At 71.6% G+C, this 18,265-nt stretch carries 13 protein-coding genes and 1 pseudogene; 8 read left to right on the forward strand and 6 right to left on the reverse strand.

The genetic code is table 11. The features are described from left to right. Nucleotides 1-90: 90 nt before the first annotated feature. The 3 genes and pseudogenes from ABD355_RS25820 to ABD355_RS25830 all read left to right on the forward strand — a co-directional run bounded on the left by ABD355_RS25820 (nt 91) and on the right by ABD355_RS25830 (nt 4,198). Nucleotides 91-1,123, forward strand: a pseudogene (locus ABD355_RS25820) (glycosyltransferase family 2 protein). A 106-nt stretch (nt 1,124-1,229) separates the two neighbouring features. Then, nucleotides 1,230-3,710: a molybdopterin oxidoreductase family protein gene (locus tag ABD355_RS25825; protein WP_344403038.1), complete on the forward strand. Its 2,481-nt coding sequence runs from the start codon at nt 1,230-1,232 to the stop codon at nt 3,708-3,710. Continuing rightward, nucleotides 3,707-4,198: a hypothetical protein gene (locus tag ABD355_RS25830; RefSeq protein ID WP_344403039.1), complete on the forward strand. Its 492-nt coding sequence runs from the start codon at nt 3,707-3,709 to the stop codon at nt 4,196-4,198. The genes ABD355_RS25825 and ABD355_RS25830 overlap by 4 nt, the downstream gene beginning before the upstream one ends. Before the next feature lie 138 nt (nt 4,199-4,336). Here the strand turns inward: ABD355_RS25830 and ABD355_RS25835 are convergent, their stop codons facing one another. Next, the gene (locus tag ABD355_RS25835; RefSeq protein ID WP_344403040.1) at nt 4,337-5,215 is read right to left on the reverse strand and encodes an alpha/beta fold hydrolase; all 879 of its coding nucleotides are present in this window, start codon (nt 5,213-5,215) and stop codon (nt 4,337-4,339) included. 28 nt (nt 5,216-5,243) lie between these two features. After that, complete coding sequence (locus ABD355_RS25840; protein WP_344403041.1) at nt 5,244-5,945, reverse strand: SDR family oxidoreductase; 702 nt, start codon at nt 5,943-5,945, stop codon at nt 5,244-5,246. 134 nt (nt 5,946-6,079) lie between these two features. On the opposite strand from ABD355_RS25840, the gene ABD355_RS25845 reads away from it, so the two are divergent. Together ABD355_RS25845 and ABD355_RS25850 are read left to right on the forward strand one after the other, a co-directional pair. Beyond that, nucleotides 6,080-6,649: a TetR/AcrR family transcriptional regulator gene (locus tag ABD355_RS25845; RefSeq protein ID WP_344403042.1), complete on the forward strand. Its 570-nt coding sequence runs from the start codon at nt 6,080-6,082 to the stop codon at nt 6,647-6,649. Between the two features lie 286 nt (nt 6,650-6,935). After that, nucleotides 6,936-9,989, forward strand: a complete 3,054-nt coding sequence (locus ABD355_RS25850) for an FG-GAP-like repeat-containing protein (protein ID WP_344403044.1) — start codon at nt 6,936-6,938, stop codon at nt 9,987-9,989. Between the two features lie 31 nt (nt 9,990-10,020). Here the strand turns inward: ABD355_RS25850 and ABD355_RS25855 are convergent, their stop codons facing one another. Beyond that, nucleotides 10,021-10,824: a TrmB family transcriptional regulator gene (locus tag ABD355_RS25855; RefSeq protein ID WP_344403045.1), complete on the reverse strand. Its 804-nt coding sequence runs from the start codon at nt 10,822-10,824 to the stop codon at nt 10,021-10,023. Nucleotides 10,825-11,131: 307 nt separating this feature from the next. Here ABD355_RS25855 and ABD355_RS25860 point away from each other — a divergent pair, with 307 nt between their 5' ends. After that, nucleotides 11,132-12,328, forward strand: coding sequence for a S53 family peptidase (locus ABD355_RS25860; RefSeq protein ID WP_344403046.1), 1,197 nt, complete (start codon nt 11,132-11,134; stop codon nt 12,326-12,328). A 53-nt stretch (nt 12,329-12,381) separates the two neighbouring features. Here the strand turns inward: ABD355_RS25860 and ABD355_RS25865 are convergent, their stop codons facing one another. Continuing rightward, the gene (locus tag ABD355_RS25865; RefSeq protein ID WP_344403047.1) at nt 12,382-13,128 is read right to left on the reverse strand and encodes a DUF4232 domain-containing protein; all 747 of its coding nucleotides are present in this window, start codon (nt 13,126-13,128) and stop codon (nt 12,382-12,384) included. 195 nt (nt 13,129-13,323) lie between these two features. On the opposite strand from ABD355_RS25865, the gene ABD355_RS25870 reads away from it, so the two are divergent. Together ABD355_RS25870 and ABD355_RS25875 are read left to right on the forward strand one after the other, a co-directional pair. Continuing rightward, the gene (locus tag ABD355_RS25870) at nt 13,324-14,649 is read left to right on the forward strand and encodes a helix-turn-helix domain-containing protein (RefSeq protein ID WP_344403048.1); all 1,326 of its coding nucleotides are present in this window, start codon (nt 13,324-13,326) and stop codon (nt 14,647-14,649) included. Between the two features lie 192 nt (nt 14,650-14,841). Continuing rightward, nucleotides 14,842-16,194 (forward strand): S53 family peptidase, encoded by a 1,353-nt coding sequence (locus ABD355_RS25875; RefSeq protein WP_344403049.1) that lies wholly within the window; start codon nt 14,842-14,844, stop codon nt 16,192-16,194. A 70-nt stretch (nt 16,195-16,264) separates the two neighbouring features. Here ABD355_RS25875 and ABD355_RS25880 read toward each other — a convergent pair whose 3' ends face one another. Then, nucleotides 16,265-16,909, reverse strand: a complete 645-nt coding sequence (locus tag ABD355_RS25880; protein WP_344403051.1) for a response regulator — start codon at nt 16,907-16,909, stop codon at nt 16,265-16,267. Then, nucleotides 16,897-18,147: a sensor histidine kinase gene (locus tag ABD355_RS25885; RefSeq protein ID WP_344403052.1), complete on the reverse strand. Its 1,251-nt coding sequence runs from the start codon at nt 18,145-18,147 to the stop codon at nt 16,897-16,899. Before ABD355_RS25885 ends, ABD355_RS25880 begins: the two co-directional genes overlap by 13 nt. Between the last annotated feature and the right edge of the window lie 118 nt (nt 18,148-18,265).

The following is an 18,265-nucleotide window of genomic DNA, read 5'->3' on the forward strand; positions in this document are numbered from 1 at the left end:
CACCCTACGAAAGCCCGCCCCACCGGGGCACCCACCCCCGCACCCGGGCCGCTACAGCCCGCCCCCCAACCACCCACCCAGCCAAGGGAGATGACACTGGTGGCATTCCAGCCCGCCACCGAGGTGGCCTCCGGTCGTGCGGACGGTTCCGATGGGCGGGTCACCGTCGCGGTGATCACCCGGGACCGTCCCGCGAGTGTGCTGCGCACGCTGGACGCCCTGGCCGCCCTGCCGGAGCGGCCCCGGGTGATCGTCGTGGACAACGGTTCCGACGACGCGACCCGCGCCGCCGTTCGCCGGCACCCGGCGGACGTCCGCATCCTCACGCCCCGCGGGAACACCGGGGCCGTCGGGCGCAACCTCGCCGTACGGCACGCGGACACGCCCTACGTGGCGTTCAGCGACGACGACTCGTGGTGGACCCCCGGGGCACTGCGGCAGGCGGCCGACCTGCTCGACACCCATCCGCGGCTCGGCCTGCTGGCCGCCCGCACCCTGGTCGGCGCCGAGCGGGCCGAAGACCCGCTCAACGCGGTCCTCGCGGCCTCGCCGCTGCCGGCCGAACCCGACCTGCCGGGCCGTCCGGTGCTCGGCTTCCTGGGCTGCGCCTGCGTGGTGCGCAAGGACGCGTTCCTGACGGCGGGCGGCTACCACCCGCTGCTCTTCTTCGGCGGGGAGGAGACCCTGCTCGCCTATGACCTCGCGGCCGGGGGCTGGGGAGTCACCTACGAGTCGTCCCTGACGGCCCATCACCACCCCGACCCGGCAGGCCGCGCCGGCCGCAGCCCCCTGGAACGCCGCAACGAGGTGCTGACCCTGTGGCTGCGCCGGCCGCTGGGCTTCCGAGCTGAGGGACGGCACGGCACGCAGGATCCTGGGGCTGCGCAACACGCTCTGGTTCACCTGGCTGCGCCGCCCGCTCCTGCCGGCCCTGCGGCGTACGGCTCAGCTGCTGGCGACCGTTCCGCGGGATGCGGCGTCCGTCCGCGCCGTCGCCCGCGCGGTGGCCGGCCTGCCCTGGGTGCTGCGGCAGCGCGACCCGGTGCCGCGGGAGATCGAGCGGCGCCTGACCGCACTCCAGCGTGCCCGGCGCTCGTCGACGGCCCGCAGGTACGTCGGATGACGGCGCCCGCAGTCGGCACGCGCGGGAGGGGCTCGTTAGTCGACGGGCTCCGGGGGAACCCGGGGCGTGACGTGGCCGGCGTCGTCGAGGGTCCCGGGAGGCTCGCGTGCACACTTCTGTGGATCGGATCGCGCAGCCGTGGGGCGGCCGTACCCCGTACGACCGTGACGAGACCTGGCCCGAGCGTGTGGACACCTTCCTCGCGGAGGGCGTCGACCCCGGGACGGTCGAGCGGTGGGTGCAGGCCACGTCGCTGCTGCACTCGGACGGCGACGCCATGGACATCGCCGTCGCAGGCGGGCGCATGGTGGGCGTCAGGGGGCGGGCGCAGGACCGGGTCAACCATGGCCGCCTTGATCCGAAGGACCTCTACGGCTGGCAGGCCGGCACCTCCCCGGACCGGCTGACGCGCCCGCTGGTCCGCCGCGACGGGGATCTGGTGGAGTGCGACTGGGCGACCGCGATGGAACGCGTCGTCAGCCGCTCCCGGGAGCTGCTGGACGAACGCGGCCCGGGGTCGATCGGCTTCTACACCACGGGGCAGCTGTTCCTGGAGGAGTACTACACGCTCACGGTCCTGGCCAGGGCCGGCATCGGCACCCACCACCTGGACGGCAACACGCGCCTGTGCACCTCCACGGCCGCCGAGGCGCTCAAGGAGTCCTTCGGCTGCGACGGACAACCGGGCAGTTACGACGACCTCGACCACGCCGACGTGATCGCGCTGTTCGGGCACAACATCGCCGAGACCCAGCCGGTGCAGTGGATGCGCATCCTCGACCGGCTGGACGGCGGCGATCCGCCGCGCCTCGTGTGCGTCGACCCGCGCCCCACGCAGGTGGCCCGCAGGTCCGCCGTCCACCTCGCGCCGCGCAGTGGCACGAACGTCGCCCTGCTCAACGCCCTCCTCCACGAGATCATCCGGAACGACCGCGTCGACCACGACTACCTCGCGGCCCACACCGTCGGCTTCGAGGAACTCGCCTCCCGGGTGGCGGACTGCACGCCCGAGTGGGCGGCCGGCATCTGTGATGTCCCGGCCGCCCGGATCGCCGAGGCCGCCGAACTCCTCGGTACCGCCGAGCGGCTGCTGTCCACCGTGCTGCAGGGCGTCTACCAGTCCCACCAGGCCACGGCGGCCGCCGTGCAGATCAACAACCTGCATCTGATCCGGGGCATGCTCGGACGCCCGGGCGCGGGCGTGCTCCAGATGAACGGGCAGCCCACCGCCCAGAACACCCGTGAGTGCGGCGCCAACGGCGACCTGCCCGGTTTCCGTAACTGGCAGAACGACAGCCATGTCGACGAGCTGGCGAAGATCTGGAACGTCGAGCCGAGGACCATCCCGCACTACGCCCCGCCCACCCACGCGATGCAGATGTTCCGCTACGCCGAGCAGGGCTCGATCCGCATGCTCTGGATCAGCGGCACCAACCCCGCCGTCTCACTGCCCGAGCTGTCCCGCATCCGCTCCGTCCTGTCCCAGGAGCGCCTCTTCGTCGTCGTACAGGACCTGTTCCTCACCGAGACCGCCCAGCTGGCCGACGTGGTCCTGCCCGCCGCGACCTGGGGCGAGAAGACCGGTACCTGCACCAACGCCGATCGCACGGTCCATCTGTGCGACCGGGCTGTCGATCCGCCCGGGGAGGCCAGGTCGGACCTGGACATCTTCCTCGACTACGCGGCCCGTATGGACTTCCGCGACAAGGACGGCGGCCCGCTGATCACCTGGCACGACCCCGAGTCGGCGTTCGAGGCGTGGAAGCGCTGCAGTGCCGGCCGGCCGTGCGACTACACCGGCCTCGGCTACGACCGGCTGCGGGCGGGCAGCGGAATCCAGTGGCCGTGCAACGAACAGGCCCCCGACGGCACGGAACGCCTCTACGTCGACGGCATCACCTGGGCCCACCCGGACGTCTGCGAGAGCTACGGCAAGGACCTGGAGACCGGCGCGTCGAACGACGTCGTCGAGTACCGCTCCCTCAACCCCGACGGCAAGGCCGTGATCAAGGCGGCCGCCTATCTGCCGCCCCATGAAGCGCCCGACGAGGACCACCCGTTCCAGCTGACCACGGGCCGTACCCTCTACCACTTCCACACCCGTACGAAGACCGGGCGGGCGCCCCAGCTGAACTCCGCCGCCCCCGAGGTGTGGGTGGAGGCGTCCGCCTCCGACGCGTCCGCACTCGGCCTGGAGGAGGGCGACCTGGTGGAGGTGAGCACACGCCGCGGCTCCGTCCAGGGCCGGCTGCGCGTGACCGACATCCGCCCGGGGCTGCTGTTCGTCCCCTTCCACTACGGCTACTGGGACACCAAGGCGGGTCACGGCCCGAACGGCGACACACCTGCCCGTGCGGCGAACGAGACGACCGTCACCGATTGGGACCCGGTGTCCAAGCAACCCCTGTTCAAGACCGCCGCGGCCGCGCTGCGCCGCGTGGAGCACGCCGACGGCCACCCCTCGCCGGCCCCGACCACCACCGCGTCCGTCCCCGCCCGTGCCGACACCGCACCGGCGACGACCGGCGGCCCGGCCGCCCTCGCGGCCGAGACCTCCCACGACCGGGGTGAGGAGGACACCGCATGAACGGCATCGGCCTCATCCTCCGCGCGCTCCACCACGGCGAACGGCACCTGGCCAAGGAGCTGACGACGGTGGCCGAGCGCCACCGCACCGACCACGAGATCCACCACATCGCAACCGACCTCGCCCGCTGGTCCACCGCACACGCCCGCCGCCTGGCCGACGCCGGGCGCGACCACGACCTCAACCTCAGCGAACCACCCCAGGAACCGTCCTCCGGTCCGCTGTCGGCACTCAGGGAAAAGGCGGCCGAGGCGCTGGGACACCGCCCCGAGCCGGGGCTGCTGCTCCTGCGCGACCTGCGGGACCTCCACGTCGACGCCGCACGCAACTCGCTGTACTGGGAGATGCTCGCCCAGGCCGCACAGGCCACCAAGGACGAGGACCTCCTGTCCCTGGCCGCCGCCTGTCACCCGCAGACACTGCGGCAGATGCGCTGGACCAACACCATGATCAAGGAACTCTCGCCGCAGATCCTGACGAGCCTGTGAACGACGGGGGTCCGGTGGGCGGAGTTCGCGACCGGGGCGCACCAGGTCCAGGACGTCGAACCTGCAGAGGCAGGGCGTAGCCGCTGCTGGGCATCGCTCTCCTCTGGTACGTCCAGGCGTCGGCCGGTCCCGGGGCCGTCACGCCGCCGCGTTCAGCAGGTCGGCCAGCACATCGGGCCGTTCCAGGGCGATGAAGTGCCCGGCCTTCGGCACCTGCGTGAACTCGGCGGCCGGCAGCAGCTGCCGGTTGGCTTCCCGGTCCGAGGGCCGGGACCAGTCCTTCTCCCCGTAGACGAGGTGGACGGGCGCCTTGACCTCGGGATAGCGCGAGCGGGCCGCGACGAGGCTGGGCAGGGCCTGGTACACGGCCCGGGCGACGGCCGGGTAGCCGGGGCGGCCGCCCACCCGCAGGAGCTCGTCCACGTAGTCCGCCCGCAGCGCGGTCTTGTCACCGAGGCCGCCCTGGAGGATCCGCCGGAGGGCGGGCCTGGGCTCCACCCCGGCGATCACCGGGCCCACCCCAGGGGCGAGGACCCCGCTGACGACCAGGCGGGCGAGGAGGCCGGAGCGGGCGATCCCGCCGCGGAAGTCGTACGTGTTCACCGCGACGACCCGCCGGACGCGCTCCGGGAGACCGGCCGCGGTGGTCAGGGCGAGCACCGCCCCCATGGACTCCCCGACCAGCGTCACGTCCTGGAGATCGAGTTCGGTGAGGAGCCGCTCGACGCCCGCGCGCATCGCCGGCTCGTCGTACGACGCACCCGGCACGATCTCCGAGTAGCCCATCCCCGGCAGGTCGAGGGCGTACACGGTGTACCGGTCCGCGAGCAGCGGGACGAGCAGGCGGAAGTGCTCGGCCTGCGTGCGCACGGTGTGCAGCAGGACCAGCGGGGCGCCGGAGCCCGCCTTGAGGTAGCGCAGGGTTCCCTCGCGGCCGTCGAGGCCCGGACGCGGGGCGAGGGTGTGGCTGGTGGTCCCGGGGACGTGGATCGTGGGACGTGACTCCTGGGCGGGCATCTCACCGACTCCTTGCGTGGGAAGGGGCTTACTTCGCCAGCTGGGCGTACAGCCCCGCCAGGTCCCCGGCCAGACCCGCCTTGACCTGCCGTGAGATGTCGTCGGCGAGCACCTCGTACGCACCCGTCTCGATGCCGTCGAGGGCGAGTGCGGCGACCTCGCGGGGGTCGGACTTGGGTGCGTCGACATCCGCCGCCAGGTCCGTGTCCACGTAACCCACGTGCAGTCCGGTGACACCGATGCCACGCGGCTGCAGCTCCAGGCGCAGGGAGTTGGTCTGCGACCACAGGGCCGCCTTGGAGGCGCTGTAGGAGCCGCCGAGGGCCAGCCAGGAGAGCACCGAGTGCACGTTCAGGATGTGGCCACCGCCGTTGCGCTCGATGACCGGCACGAAGGCCCGGGCGACCAGGAGCGGACCGTAGAAGTTGGTCTCGAACTCCCGGCGTACGTCATCCACAGGGGCGTCGAGGAAGGACGCGCCGACCGCGGCCCCGGCGTTGTTGATCAGCACGGTGACGTCCTGGGCCTGTGCGGCGGCCGCCGCCACGGAGGCCGGGTCGGTGACCTCAAGCGCCACCGGGACGGCGTCGGGATGCGTGACGCTGCGGGGATCGCGGGCCGTGGCGTAGACCTTGCCGGCACCACGCACGTACAGCTCCTCCACCAGCGCCTTGCCGATGCCACGGCTGCCGCCGGTGACGAAGACGTGGGCGCCCTTCACTGCGGTCATGACTGCCTCCGGAGATTGCGAAACCGATCGGTTTCCAGCACGGTAAACCGATCGGTTTCACAGCGCAAGTCCGGGGCCTGACGGGCGAAAACCGATCAGTTTCCTTTCTCTCGGGGCCGAGTTAACCTCCCAGCATGACCACCGAGGCGAAGCCAAGCCCCCGAGAGCGGCTGCTGGACGCGGCGGCCACACTCACCTACCGAGACGGTGTCGGTATCGGCGTGGACGCCCTGTGCAAGGCGGCAGGGGTGTCGAAGCGTTCCATGTACCAGCTGTTCGAGAGCAAGGACGAACTGCTGGCGGCGAGCCTGGAGCAGCGCGCGGCCGCCTACGCGGCGACGCTCCTGCCCGGGGCGGACGACGACCGCCCGCCCCGGGAGCGGATCCTGCACGTCTTCGAGCAGGTGGAGTCGGAGTCGGACGCGCCCGGGTTCCGAGGCTGCCGGTACCTGGCCGTACAGATCGAACTCAAGGATCAGGACCACCCCGCCAGCCAGGTGGCTCATCGGGTCAAGGAGCACCTGACCGGCTTCTTCCGCGCCGAGGCCGAGCGGGGCGGGGCGAGCGATCCCGGTCTGCTGGCCCGGCAGCTCAGCCTGGTCTTCGACGGCGCCAGCGCCCGCGCGGGCATCGGGGCGGACACCCTGACGGGGCTCGTCGCGCCCACGGTGACCACCCTGCTCGACGCGGCGGGCATGCGCTGACGCCACACCCGTCCGGAAAGCTCCCCGCCTTCCCCGCGCAGGCCGGCAGGGACGGCGACGCCCCCACCGCCGTCGCCAGGGTGACACGGCCGGCCCCCTGGCCGGCTGACGGCCACGAGCGGGCCGTATCCGGACCGGTAGGTCATGCGCAGGTAAAGTGTTAGTATCCGGCGACTCGCCTGGGGGGCGTCCGAACGGCAGATGCACCGCGCGTTAATGACGTGCGGTTCGACGGCGTGCGCACAAGCCTCCCGAGGCCTTGCCTACCGTCCCGGAGAGGTCCTGCATGGGCAGACGTGCGCTCGTACGAGGCGCCACCGCCGCCACCGTTTCCTTCTCGCTCGCCCTCGGGCTCGGCCCGCTCACGGCCGGCAGCGCGTACGCGGGGAGCGTCACCGGGGAGGTGGTCGTGCCGGCCACCACCGCCATGGTTCCGCGGACGGGCCTGCTCAGCGCGGGGCCCTCGGGGTTCCTCCGGTACGAGGAGGGGCGGGGCCTGCTGTGGACCACGTACGGCGGTGCCGACACGGTCGTCGACCCCGACGGCACGGACGCGTACGGCGTCACGAGCGCCGGCGCGGGGTCGGACGTCGTGGCCCGTCACGACGCCGACGCCAGGACCGTGACGCTGCGGAACATGACGTCCGGGCAGGTCACGAAGGTCCAACTCCCCGACGGACACACGTACTTCAGCACGCTCGGTTCGACGGTCGTCACGATCGCCGGGACCCCGGGCACCGACGCCGCATGGCATCTGCTGGACGTCCGGCCCGACGGCTCCGTCACCGACCGCACGGTGGACGGTGTCCCCTCCGGGGTCCGTCCGTGGTCCGCCGCGGGGCTGGGCGACGCGCGCGGCCAGGTCGTGCGGTACGGCAAGGGCGACGACACCGTCACCGGGTGGCTCGACGTCGCGCAGGCGCGCTTCACCGCCCTGCCGTACGGCGTGCAGACCTGGTACGACCAGGTCGCGCTGAGCCCCACCCACCTGGTGTGGGCCTACGCCGGAACCCTGCACATCGCCTCCCGCCAGGACCCGAACGCGACCGTGCGCACCGTGCCGGTCGGCGACGTCTCGCAGGTGCTGGGCCTGGTCGGCGACACCGCCATCGTGTCCCGGTACGACTCCTCGCTGGGCCGCAACGCCACCAGCCGCGCCGTCTCGCGGGTCGAGGCCGTCCCCCTCGACGGCTCCGCACCGCGGACGCTGCTGGCCAGGACGTCACGGCAGGCCGTGGCGACTCCGGACGGCGGGCTGCTGGTCGCGGGCGGCGCCGACACCGACCACTGGGGCGTCTCCGTCATCGAAGCCGCCGCGGGCGGCGGTGTCACCGTACGCCGGATCGCGGACGCGTACCCCAAGGAGACCGCCCGCACGGTCTCCCAACTGACCCTCCGGCAGGGGATGTTGACGACCGTGGAGCAGGACCCGGTGGGTGACTGGACGTATCTCCACACCCGCGAGACCGGCGTGGCCGACTCCCCCACGGCGGGGGCGCGCACCACCCGCGGCCGTATCGCACTGGAGAACTACTCGGAGGGCCGCCCGCGCCTCCTCGAAACCGGTGACGGCCGGACGGTCCTGTCCGGCAACGGCACGAGCACCGCCCAGCAGCCCCAGCTCCTCGGGGCGACGCAGTCGCTTCCCGGCACCCGGATCGACAGCTCCCGCAGCTACCAGACCGCGACCGCCGCGAACGGCCGTTTCGCCGCCCTGATGAGGCCGTGGGACAACTCGGGCGTGGCGGAGACCCGGGTCGTCGACCTCGACACCGGCCGCACGGTGTACACGACGACGCGGTCCGTGCGGGCGATCTGGGGCACGACCGCGTGGGTGGCGTCCGGCAACGACGCCGTGGTCCCCGTCGACCTGCTCACCGGGCAGGAGGGCGCATCCGTGTGGTTCGGGTCCGGCTGCCTGCTCAACGGCTTCCAGGCGGTCGGCCGGTGGCTGCTGTGGAACTGCGTGATGGGCTCGGAGGGCCTCGGCGTCTACGACACCGTCACCCGGCGGAACCTGACGCTCGTGTCGGGCTCCGACTGGCAGCAGGCGCAACTCGGCGACGGCTTCGTCGCGACCGCGGAGGCCGGGCAGCTCAAGGTGATCGACGTGCGCAGCGGTTCGCCCGTGTCGCACACCGCCGGGAAGTTCGAGGGCAACGCCTGGGACGTCGACCCGTACACCGGTGTGATCGCCCAGCTCCGCGACGACAACTCCGTCCGGCTGACCTCCAGTGAGGTCCCCGTCTCCGCTCTCACCCTGCGCGACGCCACCGTCGCCGCCTCGGCCGACGTGAAGGGCGGCGCCGCGCAATGGAGCCCCAAGTGGTGGCTGAACAAACCCGCGGCCTCCTGGAACCTCGTGATCGCCAACAGGGCCGGCACGGCCGTGCGCACGCTCTCCGGCGGATCGGCCCGCGGTGTGGTGAGCCCGGCGTGGAACGGCAAGGACGGCTCCGGCCGGCTGGTGCCCGACGGCGCCTACACCTGGAAGCTGACCGTCACCCCCGCGGACGGGCAGGGCGCGGCGCTGACGCGGACCGGGACGGTGAAGGTCACCGGCGCGGCGGCCGCATGGCGGGACTTCGTCGGGTCGGACGGCTTCGGCGAGCTGCTGACGCTGAACGGCTCGGGCGGCCTGACGTACCAGTACGGGTCGGGGCAGGGAACGTTCACCGGGAAGCGGACCGGCTCCGGGTGGCCGACCACGGTGAAGGCCGTGCCCTTCGGCGACCTCAGCGGCGACCGGTGCAACGACGTGCTCGTGCGCTTCAGCAGCGGCACCTTGCGGGCCTACCGGCCCGCGTGCGGGGCGGCGGTGACGCCGTCGACCGCGTACACATCGCTGGGCACGGGCTGGAACCAGTACGACGTGCTGGCCTCGCCCGGGGACGTCAGCGGCGACGGCCGGGCCGACCTGGTCGCCCGCCAGGCCTCGACCGGCGACGTCTACCTCTACAAGGCGACGAGCACGGGCAAGCTCTCCGCCCGGGTGAAGATCGCGTCCAAGTGGACGGGCTACAAGAAGATCCTGGGCGCGGGCGACCTCAACGGCGACGGCTACGGCGACCTGCTGGCGCAGGACAAGTCGAACGAGCTGTGGCGCTACGACGGGACCGCGACCGGTACCTTCAAGAGCCGCGTGAAGGTCTTCGACGACTGGGGCGCGTCGTACGACGTGATCGTGGGCGTGGGTGACATCACCGGCGACGGCCGGGCCGACCTCGTCTCCCGCGACACCTCCGGCACCGTCTGGCGCAACAACGGCAACGGCAAGGGCTCCTTCGGCGGCCGCACGAAGATCGCCACGGGCTGGCAGGGGTACAAGGGCCTGTTCTGAGCGGCCACTGGGATGTGCCGGTGGTCCGTGATCACGGCCCGGCTGCGGCGGCCTCCCACACGGTGTGGAAGGCCAGCCGCAGACAGGCCGCGAGGGCCGGGTGCTCGATGAAGAGGGTGGTGGTGGAGCCGGCGCCGGCCACCGGGTCGGGCATGTCGCACAGGACGAAGGAGGCGTCGGCTATGACGAGTTTCAGCGGCAGTTCGGGGGCGAAGCGCGCCTGTTCCCCCGCGGCCGCGAAGCGCCGTACGTGCTCGGCCGTCTCGGGGTCGTCCAGGGCGTCGTCGAGGTAGATCGCCCGGACGGTGCCACCGGAGCTCTTGAGCCGGCGGACCACCGTGATGCCCTCGGCGTTGTCCGCGGGCGCGACGAACGGCGGTTTGCAGAAGGTGAGAAGTTCGTGCTGCGCCTGCCGCTGGATGTCGGCGAAGCGCTCGGCGATCGCCTTCGGGTCGCGCAGGACCTCGATGTAGTCCAGCGGATCGGTGTGCTCCCGCCCCTGGGACCACAGCGGCTGCAGCACACCGGCCAGCCCCTGCGAGACCCGCTCCAGGCGGTCGACGGACTCGCGTTGCCGCGCCATCAGCCGGGCGAGCGCCAACTCGGGCGTGACGGCGGAGTACGTGGCCACGCGGCCGGGGTGAGAGGTGGCCAACTGCCGCCGTACCAGCGCGTCCAGCACGTCGTAGACGCGCTGGCGAGGTACGTCGGCCTCCCGGGCGACCTCGGCGGCCGTGTAGGAACCACGCCTGACGAGTGCCAGGTAGACCCGGGCCTCGTACCGGGCCAGGCCCAGGGACATCAGGTCGTTGATGGTTCCGTCCTCAAGCTCCATGGCTGCACAAGGTACCTGTCGTCGCAGGGGAGTTGGGGACCAAGGTTTTACCAACCCGCGCTGTTCTCTTCGGCAAACTGTCAATAACCTCATGGGCAGCCACCACTGACCGGGGTGGCAACCAACAGAATGCCCGGAACACGGCTCCCCACGGCCACCCCCAACGGAAACCGCTTGTCATGCACGTGACATCAGCCATGGCACCAGCGCTTCCGGCCGCCGGTACGGAGCCCCCCATCCCCCCACGGAGGGCAGTTCATTGAGTTCTCACCGCAGAAGGAACCTGATACGCCGCGGCGCGCCCGCAGTGCTGTCGGCAGCGGCTCTGATCACCGGCGGCCTGGCCGTCGCCTCGCAGTCCTCGGCCTTCGCGAACACAACCACCGCGGCGCCCGCCGCCACGGTGCACACGCACCGGCTCTGTTCGCAGCCGAGCAAGCCCGGCTACATGGCGTGCCAGGCGGAGGTCCGCACCGACCTCAAGGCGCAGAAGTCCCTCGGCCGCCAGGACACCCCCAAGGGCTTCGGACCGGCCGATCTGCAGGCCGCCTACAACCTGCCCAAGGACGGCGGCAAGGGCGCCACGGTCGCGATCGTCGACGCGAACGACGACCCGAACGCCGAGAAGGACCTGGCGGCCTACCGCTCCCAGTACAACCTCCCGGAGTGCAGCACGAGCAATGGCTGCTTCAAGAAGGTCGACCAGGACGGCGGCACGAACTACCCGACGCCGGACGCCGGTTGGGCCGGTGAGATCTCCCTCGACGTCGACATGGTCAGCGCGGCCTGCCCGCAGTGCCACATCCTGCTCGTCGAGGCCAAGTCCGCCAACATGGACGACCTCGGTGCGGCCGTGAACCAGGCCGTCAAGCAGGGCGCCAAGTACGTCTCCAACAGCTACGGCGGCAGCGAGGAGGCCGCGGACACCGCCTCGGACGACCAGTACTTCAAGCACCCCGGCGTCGCCATCACCGTCAGCTCCGGTGACAGCGGCTACGGCGTCGAGTACCCGGCCGCCTCGCAGTACGTCACGGCCGTCGGCGGCACCTCGCTCAAGAAGGACAACAGCACCCGCGGCTGGTCCGAGTCCGTGTGGGGCACCTCCGCCGGCGGCAACGGAGCGGGCTCGGGCTGCTCGCAGTTCGACGCCAAGCCGTCCTGGCAGAAGGACAGCGGCTGCGCCAAGCGCGCCGTCGCCGACGTCGCGGCCGTCGCCGACCCGGCCACCGGACTCGCCGTCTACGACACCTACCAGGCCAGTGGCTGGAACGTGTACGGCGGCACCAGCGCCTCCTCGCCGTTCATCGCCGGCGTGTACGCCCTCGCAGGCACTCCCGGCAATGACGTTCCGGCCGCGTACCCCTACGCCCACCCGGACAAGCTGAACGACGTCACCGACGGCGCCAACGGCTCCTGCAGCGACTACCTCTGCAAGGCGGGCACGGGCTACGACGGCCCGACGGGCCTCGGTACCCCGAACGGTGTCGCGGCCTTCACCAAGTAATACGCGCGACGCAGGGCCCAGGTCGGTGACCTGGGCCCTTTGCCGTTACGGCCTCACCAGTCGACGGCGTCGTCCATCGACTGCTGCCAGTAGCCGACCTGGAGCGAGTCGTCGATGTAGACGCCCTTCGCGGGCAGCGCCGGGTGGGCGGCCGCACCGACGCTCCCGGACATGGAGCGGCCGAAGAAGTGGACGGCGAGGGACTTCACCGTGCGGCCGTCGGTGCCGCTGCCGTCGGTGGCGGACAGGCTCACCGACGCGTAACCGGACTCGCCGGGCTGGAGGGTGACGACCGCCTGCGGCTTCGAGGCCTCGATGACCGGAGGCACGGCCTGGGCGTCGGTGAACTGGACGGCGGGGTAGCCGTAGAGGTAGCAGGTCCTGCTGCCGGTGTTGGTCACCGTGAGCAGCATGTGGTTCACGGGCCGGGTCAACGGGGCTGCGACCGTACGGGTGTTGGACCCGTCGCAGGTGACCGGTTTGCCAAAGGGGGCGGCCACCTTCGGGGCGGGGCTGCGCACGGTCCGCTTCGAACCGGCGGCGGTCGAACCGGAACCGGTGGCACCGGCGGAACCCTTGGAGAGCGCCGAGGCCGCTGCGCTCGCCGAACCGGTGGGCTGCGTGGAAGCGACGGAGCCGGCCGGAACCACGTCCGGCGAAGAGCTCGTGGAGGTGCTCGTCGCGGCGCCCTCGTTCTTGGCGCCCGTCCCGTCACCGCAGGCGGTCAGGGAGAGCGCGGCGAGAACCACGGTGGCGGCGGCGCCGACGAAACGGGGGCGGGAGGTGCGGAAGTTGAACATTGACTGTGCCCCTTCGGAGTTCGGTGGCGGTGGTGATTTGATGACGGAAGCTTGTGAGGTGATCCGTCCCAACTGCCACGCCCGGCGGTCAGTTGGGGACACCGGAACGCCGAAACGCGCTCTGAACAGGGGGAATGCAGTGCTCCTGGAACGCGCGACTGGGACACGGGGGAACACGGAGGGGTGGGGAAACAGGTGTCGGAGGCGAGCGAGGCCACGGAGACCGAGGCGTTCGCGCTGCTGTTGCGGGAGCTCAAGGACCGCTCGGGGCTGAGCTACGGGGCGCTGGCCAAGCGGCTGCACATGAGTACGTCGACGCTGCACCGCTACTGCAACGGCAGCGCGGTGCCGGTCGAGTACGCACCGGTGGAGCGTCTGGCGAGGGTCTGCCGGGCGACGCCCCAGGAGCTGGTGGAGCTGCACCGGCGCTGGATCCTGGCGGACGCGGCACGAGGACGCAGGGCGGAACAGCCGGAAGCCGTCGGGGCGGTGGAACCCGGCCCGACGGCATCGCACGAACCCGACGGTCGCGAGAGCGGGCGGGAGGACCAGAGCGAGGGCAGGACCGACGACATCGACGAGCCGGTGGTCGTCGACACCCCGCGCGCGCTCACGCCACCCGGCCGTCCGCGTCGTCGCCGTACCGTCCTGATCGCGTCCGCCGCCGCGGCCGCCGTACTGGGAGTCGTCGCGCTCACCGTGCATCCGGGCTTCGGTGGCGAGAACAACACGGCGGACCGGCAGGAGGTCGGCGCGGGCGCCACGACCAGCGGCGCGGCGGACACCGGGACGCCGTCGGCCGCCTCGTCCCCGAGCGCGAAGGGCCACCGGCCGTCCGCGTCGGCCACCGCCTCCGCCACCGAGTCGGAGACGGCCGGGCCCGGCAAGGGCCCGGACCAGTCCACCGGCGGCCCCGGCACCGGCGCCGTCCCGCTCACCGTCGGCACCCGTCCCTACGTCTTCGACAGCCCGTGCAGCCAGCACTTCCTCGTGGACAGCGAACCCGCGCAGGTCGGCCCGCCGGCGAGCGAGGAAACCGCCACCCGCTGGGCCGCCGCGTACGGGGCGGTGTCCTCGGGCGAGCAGGAGGTCGCCCTCACGGTGCAGGGCACCGGCGCGGAGACCGTCGTCCTGGAGGCGCTGCACGTCCGCATCCTCAGCAAGGGCGCGCCGCTCGCCTGGAACGACTACTCGATGGGCGTCGGCTGCGGCGGTGGGGTCGACACCAAGTCGTTCGACGTCGACCTCGACAACGGCAGCCCCACGGTCACCGTCAAGGGCGGTCAGCGCGACTTCCCGTACAAGGTCAGCGAGTCCGACCCGGAGGTCTTCTACGTCGTCGCCCACACCAAGGCCCACGACGTCCGCTGGGACCTCACCCTGGACTGGTCCAGCGGCAGCCGCCGCGGCACCGTCCACATCGACAACTCCGGCACCGCGTTCCGCACCAGCGCAGACGCGGGCCGCCCGGGTTACGACTACCCGCTGGGCGGCAGCGAGTGGATCAAACGGGAGAGCTGACCGTCAATCGGGAGAGTTGACGGTCAATCGGGAGGTAAAGGGTTCGGCATCGTCCCTTCAACGGTCTTGAACTGTGCATGACTCATTCGATGGGATGCGCGGAGACCATCTCGGCATCACCACGTGAGACCGAGCCCTTCGCGAAACCGCTTCGCGAATCCACTTCGTGATACTCCGAATCCAGGGGGATTCATGCACATAGCCCGTATCGGGCTGGGCGTCGCGGCTGCCACGTCCGTCGCCGCCCTCGCGGTCACCGCACTGGGGACCGCCGCGCCCGCCGCCGTACCGCACACCCTGGCGGTACCGGCCGTCGCCGGGCACACCCTGGTCCACGGCGTGAGCAGCCCGCTGACCAGCGAGCAGTGCCAGGCCAAGTGGCACATCAACTGCTACACCCCGCTCCAGTACCGCAAGGCGTACGACCTCAACGCCCTGTACCGCAAGGGCGTCACCGGCAAGGGCCGCACCATCGTCATCGTCGACTCGTACGGTTCCCCGACCGTCCAGCACGACCTCGACGTCTACAGCCACCAGTTCGGTCTGCCGAGCACCAAGGTGAAGGTGGTCAAGTGGGGGCACGTCCCCGCCTTCGACCCCAAGAACTCCGACATGACCGGCTGGGCGGGCGAGACCACCCTCGACGTCGAGATGGCGCACGCGGTGGCCCCCGACGCCAAGATCGTCGTGGTGGAGACGGCCGTCGCCGAGACCGAGGGCACCACCGGTCTGCCGGAGATGATGGACGCCGAGAAGCACCTGATCGACCACAATGTCGGTGATGTCATCAGCCAGAGCTTCGGCGCCACGGAGAACACCTTCCCCGGCTTCGACCAGGGCGACTTCTCCAGCATCAAGAAGCTGCGGTACGCCTTCCAGGACGCGAACCGCAAGAAGGTGACCGTGCTGGCGGCCTCCGGTGACGGCGGCGCGACGGACAACATGGCGGACGGGAAGACGTACTACAAGAAGCGCGTCAACTCCTGGCCCTCCTCGGACCCGCTGGTCACCTCGATCGGCGGCACCCAGCTGCACCTGAACGACGCGGGCGACCGCGTCAAGCCGGACAGCGTCTACAACGACTACGGCTCCGGCGGTGGCGGCCAGTCCCACGTGTTCACCCGCCCGTCCTTCCAGAACGGCGTGAAGAGCAAGGTCGGCACCCGCCGCGGCACCCCGGACATCTCGATGACCGCGGCCGTCAACGGCGGCGCCTGGGTCTACTCCAGCTACGACCCGACCGCCGTCGGCTGGGACGTCAGCGGCGGCACCAGCGAGGCCACCCCGCTCTTCTCGGGCATCGTCGCCCTCGCCGACCAGGCGGCCGGCCACCGGGTGGGCAACATCCAGCAGGCGCTGTACGGCCTGTACGCCCACCACGCCAAGGCCAACGGCATCGTCGACGTCAACGACGGCACCGACAACAGCTACCAGGGCGTGACCGGCTACAAGGCCGCCAACGGCTACGACCTGGCGACCGGCGTCGGCACGGTGGACGCCCTCAAGTTCGTCCCGGCCCTCGCCAAGGCGAGCAGCCGCGGCTGACACCTCCCGCACGACAGGACGGCCCGGGTTCCGTACCCGGGCCGTTCGCGTTGTCCTTCTGCTCCGGCACTCACGCCACCCCGAGAAAGTGCAGCACCGCGAGGACCCGGCGGTGGTCCGCGTCGGCCTTCGGCAGGTCGAGCTTGGCGAAGATGCTGTTGATGTGCTTGGCCACCGCGCTCTCGCTGACGACGAGTTGTTCGGCGATGCCCGCGTTGGAACGGCCGCCCGCCATCAGTTCCAGGACCTCGCGTTCCCGGGGGGTGAGGCGGTCCAGCGGGTCGCTGTGGCGGCGTACCAGCAGCTGGGAGACCACCTGCGGGTCGAGGGCGGTGCCGCCCGCGGCCACCCGGCGCAGGGTGGCCGCGAACTCCTCGACGTCGGCGACCCGTTGCTTGAGCAGATAGCCGATGCCGGAGGTGTTGGCGGAGAGCAGATCGGTGGCGTACCGCTCCTCGACGTACTGGGACAGGAGCAGTACGGCGGTCTGCGGCCACTGACGCTTGACGACCAGCGCGGCCCGTACGCCCTCGTCCGTGAAGCCGGGTGGCATGCGGACGTCCACCACCGCGATGTCCGGCCGGTGCTCCTCCACCGCCGCCAACAGCGCCTCGGCATCGCCCACTTCGGCGACCACCTCGAAACCGGCCATCTCCAGGACCCTGACCACGCCGATCCGGAGCAGTACGGAATCCTCGGCGATCACGGCACGCACGGCAGCTCCACGGTGATGACGGTCGGCCCCCCGGCGGGGCTGTCGACCGACAGCGTGCCATCGACGGAGGCGACCCGCTTGGCCAGCCCCGAAAGACCCGTCCCGGCACCGATTCGGGCGCCGCCCATCCCGTCGTCACGGATGACGACCAGCAGGGTCGCCCCGGCACGCTCCACCGTGACCTCGGCCTCGGACGCCTCCGCGTGCTTCACCACGTTCGTCAGCGCTTCCGAGACGACGAAGTAGGCGACGGACTCGATCGTCGGGGACAGCCTCGCGGCCAGGTCCACCGTCACCCGGACCGGGACCGGGACCCGGGCGGCGAGGCCGGAGAGCGCGGCGTCGAGGCCACGGTCCTCCAGGACGGCCGGGTGCAACCCCCGTACCAGACTGCCCAGTTCCTCGATCGCCTCCTTCGCCTCCCGGTGCGCCTCGTCGATCACGCGGCGGACGTCCTCGGGCAGGTCGCCGAGTGTGGCCTTCGCGATCCCGAGGTTCACGGCCAGGGAGACCAGCCGCTGCTGGGCGCCGTCGTGCAGGTCCCGTTCGATGCGCCGCCGTTCGGCGTCGACGACGTCCACGAGACCCGCCCGGCTCTCGGTCAGCACCTCGACCCGGCGCGCCAGTTGCTCGGCTCGGCTGGGTCCGAGCAGGACGGACGCGACGCGGGTGTCCAGCCGGGTGAGGGCGCGGGACAGCCAGGCCGCCAGGTGGAGCAGGACGATACCGGCAGCCGTGAGGTAGCCCGCCCAGGTCGTATACCCGAGGTGCTGGAGGCGCCAGTCCAGCGGTACGAGCCAGATCCACACATAGACCGAGGTGCCGACGAGCGCGGCGACCCAGGTCACGAGCACGAGGACCGCCGCGAGGGTCAGCAGCGGCCCGTCCACCAGGTGGTACAGCAGCTGCCGCCGGCCCGCCCGGGACCGCAGCCACGCAGGCTGCCGGGGCCGCCGTCCCCCGTACGGCGAGGGGATGTCCACGCCGAGCCGGACCCGGAAGCGGGCGTGCTGCGCCTCGGTCAGCAGCGGCCCCGCGAGCACGACGGCGGCGAGCGGCAGGAGCACCGCGAGCAGGACGGTCCCCGCCGACTGCGGGACGAAGAAGATCCATGGCAGGGCCATGACGAGCAGGACGCCGAACTGGATCAGCAGGCCGGTGGCGAGGAAGGCGACCGGACGGCCGGACCCTCGCAACGGCCGCAGGACGAGGCCCCGCAGACGGGTGACGTTACGCATTGACGAAACGCTACTGCCCAGGTCAGGGGCGGTCCATGGTGCAGTTGCCCGGCTCGGGGTGCAACTGGTGCCACCCCCGGAACGGACCGCTGCGTTACTGACTGTGACCGCCGCGTGG

The sequence above is a fragment of the Streptomyces longisporus genome (genome assembly GCF_039532765.1).
GTDB lineage: Bacteria > Actinomycetota > Actinomycetes > Streptomycetales > Streptomycetaceae > Streptomyces > Streptomyces longisporus.

Bases quoted from the DNA above. Each gene is read 5' to 3' on its own strand.
- ABD355_RS25830 (WP_344403039.1), top strand. From the start codon at position 3,707: ATGAACGGCATCGGCCTCATCCTCCGCGCGCTCCACCACGGCGAACGG.
- ABD355_RS25835 (WP_344403040.1), bottom strand. From the start codon at position 5,215: ATGCCCGCCCAGGAGTCACGTCCCACGATCCACGTCCCCGGGACCACC.
- ABD355_RS25840 (WP_344403041.1), bottom strand. From the start codon at position 5,945: ATGACCGCAGTGAAGGGCGCCCACGTCTTCGTCACCGGCGGCAGCCGT.
- ABD355_RS25845 (WP_344403042.1), top strand. From the start codon at position 6,080: ATGACCACCGAGGCGAAGCCAAGCCCCCGAGAGCGGCTGCTGGACGCG.
- ABD355_RS25850 (WP_344403044.1), top strand. From the start codon at position 6,936: ATGGGCAGACGTGCGCTCGTACGAGGCGCCACCGCCGCCACCGTTTCC.
- ABD355_RS25855 (WP_344403045.1), bottom strand. From the start codon at position 10,824: ATGGAGCTTGAGGACGGAACCATCAACGACCTGATGTCCCTGGGCCTG.
- ABD355_RS25865 (WP_344403047.1), bottom strand. From the start codon at position 13,128: ATGTTCAACTTCCGCACCTCCCGCCCCCGTTTCGTCGGCGCCGCCGCC.
- ABD355_RS25875 (WP_344403049.1), top strand. From the start codon at position 14,842: ATGCACATAGCCCGTATCGGGCTGGGCGTCGCGGCTGCCACGTCCGTC.
- ABD355_RS25885 (WP_344403052.1), bottom strand. From the start codon at position 18,147: ATGCGTAACGTCACCCGTCTGCGGGGCCTCGTCCTGCGGCCGTTGCGA.